Source organism: Nonomuraea sp. NPDC050691 (genome assembly GCF_040654455.1).
Taxonomy (GTDB): domain Bacteria; phylum Actinomycetota; class Actinomycetes; order Streptosporangiales; family Streptosporangiaceae; genus Nonomuraea.
This window is the reverse complement of the sequence record NZ_JBFAIA010000310.1, coordinates 1-4,507: the sequence shown is the minus strand read 5'-3', so window position 1 is coordinate 4,507 and position 4,507 is coordinate 1. Positions and strand designations below refer to the sequence as shown.

The following is a 4,507-nucleotide window of genomic DNA, read 5'->3' as shown; positions in this document are numbered from 1 at the left end:
CCCGGCACCACGTCGATCGTGCCCAGGGCCGTCTTGAACGGCCACAGCCGAAGCCCGGAGAGGATGTGGGTGCCCAGGTCCGCCGGCATGGCGGCCGCCGCGGCGGCTGGTGACCGGCGGGCCGTACGCGTACGTGCGCAACCCCATGCAGGCCGCCATGACCGGCGGCTATCTCCTGCTGGCCCCCCTCGACGTGGTCTTCCTCGGCGCGGCGGCGATCGCGTTCGCGTACGGCGCGGGCCTGGCCGCCTGGCACGAGGGGGAGCAGCTCGCGGCGCGGTACGGGGCCGAGTGGCACGCCTACCGGAAGGCGGTGCGGCCCTGGCTGCCCCGCCTGCGGCCGGTCGCGCCGCCGCCGGCGGTGATCCACGTGGGTCGGACGTGCGGGCAGTGCGCCCCGGTCGGGCGCTGGCTCGCCCGCCAGGACCCGGTCGCGCTGGAGGTCGCCGCCGCCGAGGACCATCCGCGGGGGCTGCGCCGGATCACCTACGAGCGGGCCGACGGCGTCACGGCCGAGGGGGTGCGGGCGCTCGCCGCGGCGCTCACCCACGTCCACCTCGGCTGGGCGCTGCTCGGCTGGCTGATCATGGTGCCGGGCGTCGCCTGGTTCGCCCAGCTCTGCGTGGACGCCCTGGGCGGCGGCCCCCGCGTCCTCACCCCGGACGGCGCGCCTCGATGAGGACCCGGCCGGAGTGCGCCACGAACGGCCCCTCGGCCTCGGCCCGGCCGGTCACACCCAGCCCGGCCTGACCAGGCCCGACTCGTAGGCGATGACGACGAGCTGGGCCCGGTCGCGGGCGCCGAGCTTCATCATGGCGCGGCTCACGTGGGTCTTGGCCGTGGCCGGCGACATGAACAGCTTGGCCGCGATCTCGTCGTTCGTCATGCCCGCGCCCACCAGCGTCAGCACCTCGCGCTCCCGCTCCGTGAGCTGGCGCAGCGTCTCGGTGGCCATCGGCTCCTTGGCGCGCGAGGCGTACTCCGCGATGAGGCGGCGCGTCACGCTGGGCGAGAGCAGGGCCTCCCCGGCCGCCACCACGCGGACCGCCTGGATGAGCTCCGCCGGTTCCGTGTCCTTGACGAGGAAGCCGCTGGCGCCGCCGCGCAGGGCCTCGAAGACGTACTCGTCGAGCTCGAACGTCGTCAGGATGATGACGCGCGGCCCCTCCGGCATGCGGCGGGTCGCCGTCAGGCCGTCGGTGCCGGGCATACGGATGTCCATGAGCACCACGTCGGGCAGGTGCTCGGCCGACAGCCGGACGGCCTCCGCGCCGTCGGCGGCCTCGGCCACCACGGTCATGTCGGGCTGGGCGTCCAGCAGTGCGCGGAAGCCCGCGCGCACCAGCGCCTGGTCGTCGGCCAGCAGCAGCCTGATCATCGTGTGTCCTCGGGGGGAAGCGGGAGGGGGAGGCGGGCGGAGACCCGGAAGCCGGTGCCCGAGGGGCCGGCCGCCAGGGTGCCGCCCAGGGCGGAGGCGCGCTCGCGCATGCCCGGGATGCCGTTGCCGGTGCCGTGCGCCGACAGCTCGGGGGACGAGGTCGCGCCGGTGTCGGTGACCGTGACGGCCAGCTCGTGCTCGCCGTACTCCAGCCGGACCGTCACCCGCGCGCCGGGGGCGTGCCGGGCGGCGTTGGTGAGCGACTCCTGCACGATCCGGTAGGCGGCCCGATCCACCTGCGGCGTCAGCGGGCGCGCCCCCTCGCGGCGCAGGGTGACCTCCAGGCCGGAACGCTCGACCAGCTCGTCGAGGCGGTCGAGCCCGGCGGTGGGGGAGCGCGGCGCGCCCTCGCGCAGCACGTTCAGCACGGAGCGCATCTCGCCGAGCACCTCCTTGGAGGCGGTTTTGATGGTGGCCAGCGCGGTGCGGGCCTGGTCGGGGTTGTCGTCGATGAGGTGCAGCGCGGTCGCGGCCTGCACGTGGATGAGCGAGATGTTGTGCGCGAGCACGTCGTGCAACTCCTGCGCCATGGTCAGGCGCTCCTCGCTGGCCTGCCGCCTGGCCTCCTCCTCGGCGGTGCGCTGCTGCTGGGCGCGGCGCTCGCGCGCGATCACCACCAGTTCGGAGCCCACCATGACGAGCAGGATGAACGCGGTGATGGCCAGGTCGTGGAAGATTCCGGGGGTGCCGAGGGTCCCGAAGTGCCCGTACGCGAGGAACACCACGAGCGTGATCCCGGAGAAGATCCAGGCCACCGCCCGTTTCCCGCCCAGGACCAGGATGACCAGCCCGATCGTCGGCGCGATGTAGACGGGGCCGAGCGGATAGTCGAGCCACGTGTACGCGTAGGTGGCGAGCAGCGCGACGGCCGACGAGGCGACGAGGAACCTGCGGTACAGCACCAGCGCCGCCGGCCCCACCAGCAGCAGCGTGTAGGCCAGCGCGTCCAGCGGCTTCCTCTCGTGCAGCTGCCCGTACGCCGCCCCCTGTGACAGCACCACCTGGGACACGGCGACGACGAGCCCGAGGACGGGGGCATATCGGGACTTCTCTCGCACGGCCACCACGCTAGGGCACCCAAAGGGCCGTCCGCGTCCGTCCAGTGTGGGAGGGGGCCCTACCACGACGGGCGTACCTGGGCCATCGTGGAAAGCATGCGTCGTGTGATAGCTCCTGCAGCAGCGACCGTCATTACGCTGGCCACTGCCTTGTCCGCGCCGACCGCCGCCCCTCGGACCATCGATGCCACAACCGTGTCCGCAGCCGCTTCCTCCGCCGCGCGCAAAGTGCCGGTGGCCGAGGGGTACGGCGGCGCCGTCTCCACCGTCGATCACGACGCGAGCCGCGCCGCCATCGCCGTGCTGAAGAAGGGGGGCAACGCCGTCGACGCCGCGGTGGCGGCCGGCGCCGTGCTCGGCGTCACCGAGCCGTACTCCGCCGGCCTGGCGGGCGGCGGCTTCATCCTCTTCTACGATGCCGAACGCCACAAGGTGCACACCATCGACGGGCGCGAGACCGCGCCCAAGGCGATGACTCCGACGACGTTCGAGGGCATCCCGTTCGAGGAGGGCGTCACGAGCGGCCTGTCGGCGGGCGTCCCGGGCGCGGTCGCCCAGTGGGACCTGGCGCTGCGCCGGTTCGGCACGATCTCGCTCAAGCAGGCGCTCAAGCCGGCCATCGAGGTGGCGTCCCAAGGCTTCGTCGTCGACCAGACGTTCTTCGACCAGACCCAGGCCAACCAGGCCAGGTTCAAGGACATCACCTCCACCGCCGCCCTCTACCTGCCGAACGGCGCGCCACCGCCCGTCGGCTCCGTCTTCAAGAACCCGCAGCTCGCCGACACCTATCGCGAACTGGGCAAACGCGGGCCCGAATGGCTTTACGGCGGACAGCTCGGCAAGGAGATCGTCGCCACCGTCAAGCAGCCGCCCGTCGCCCCGGGCGCCACGCGCAAGGTCCGCCCCGGCCTGATGGAGCTGTCCGACCTGCGCGCCTACCGGGCGCTGACGCGCGAGCCGACGCGCGTGGACTTCAGGGGCCTGCGCATGTACGGCATGGCGCCCCCCTCCTCCGGCGGCTCGACCGTGGGGGAAGCGCTCAACATCATCGAGGCGCTGCCGCAGGCCGGCCTGCACGAGTACCTGGAGGCGTCCCGGCTGGCCTTCGCCGACCGCAACAAGTACGTCGGCGACATCCCCGGCGTGCCGCTGAAGGAACTGCTGTCGGACAGCTTCGCCAAGGAGCGCGCCTGCCTCGTCGGTCCGGTCGCGATGACCTCGCCGGTCGCCCCCGGCGCTCCCGACGGCGACTACCAGGCGTGCGCGAGCCCCGGCGGCACGTCCACGCCGACCGCCGCCGAGGGGCCGGAGACCACCCACCTGGTCGTGGCCGACCGCTGGGGCAACGTCGTCGCCTACAACCTGACGATCGAGTCCACCGGCGGCAACGGCATCGTGGTGCCGGGCCGGGGCGTGCTGCTCAACAACGAGCTGACCGACTTCACCTTCGGCCCCGCCCCCGGTGACCCCAACCTGCCCGGTCCGGGCAAGCGCCCGCGCTCGTCCATGGCGCCCACGATCGTGTTCGACGACGGCAGGCCGATCATGGCGCTGGGCTCGCCCGGCGGCGCGACGATCATCACCACCGTGTTCCAGATCCTGCTCAACCGGTACGTGTGGGGGATGAGCCTGCCCGAGGCGGTGACCGCGCCCCGCGCCTCGCAGCGCAACACCACGCAGACGCAGGCCGAGCCCGCCTTCCTCGAAGCCCACCGGGCCGAGCTGGAGGCGCGCAAACACAGCTTCGCGAGCGTGACGGAGATCGGCGCGGTGACCGCGCTCGAGTTCACGGGGAAGGGCAGGGTGAAGGCGGTGGCCGAGCCGGTCAGGCGGGGCGGCGGCAGCGCCCTGGTCGTCCGGCCCGCCGGGTCGTGACGCGCCAGTACTCGAAGTTGACTGCTCTCCCGCCTGAAGGCGGGGATTCCTGGCTCACGCTGCCTGGCTGTCCGGCGGACGGTCGGGTCTTACGCGATCAGCGCCAGCCGGGGCCAGACCAGCCCGGATGAGCATC

General features: G+C 73.2%; 4 protein-coding genes. 2 read left to right on the top strand and 2 right to left on the bottom strand.

Translation table 11 applies throughout. The features are described from left to right. The first annotated feature begins 109 nt into the window (after positions 1-109). Positions 110-679: a hypothetical protein gene (locus AB0H81_RS43950; RefSeq protein WP_358388205.1), complete on the top strand. Its 570-nt coding sequence runs from the start codon at positions 110-112 to the stop codon at positions 677-679. A gap of 51 nt (positions 680-730) precedes the next feature. On the opposite strand, the gene AB0H81_RS43945 is transcribed toward AB0H81_RS43950, so the two are convergent. Next, complete coding sequence (locus AB0H81_RS43945; protein WP_358388202.1) at positions 731-1,378, bottom strand: response regulator transcription factor; 648 nt, start codon at positions 1,376-1,378, stop codon at positions 731-733. Next, a complete protein-coding gene (locus tag AB0H81_RS43940) occupies positions 1,375-2,496 on the bottom strand; it encodes a sensor histidine kinase (RefSeq protein ID WP_358388200.1) in 1,122 nt (373 codons plus the stop codon). Before AB0H81_RS43940 ends, AB0H81_RS43945 begins: the two co-directional genes overlap by 4 nt. Before the next feature lie 195 nt (positions 2,497-2,691). On the opposite strand from AB0H81_RS43940, the gene ggt reads away from it, so the two are divergent. Next, positions 2,692-4,371, top strand: coding sequence for a gamma-glutamyltransferase (gene ggt, locus AB0H81_RS43935; protein WP_358388197.1), 1,680 nt, complete (start codon positions 2,692-2,694; stop codon positions 4,369-4,371). Positions 4,372-4,507: the final 136 nt, after the last annotated feature.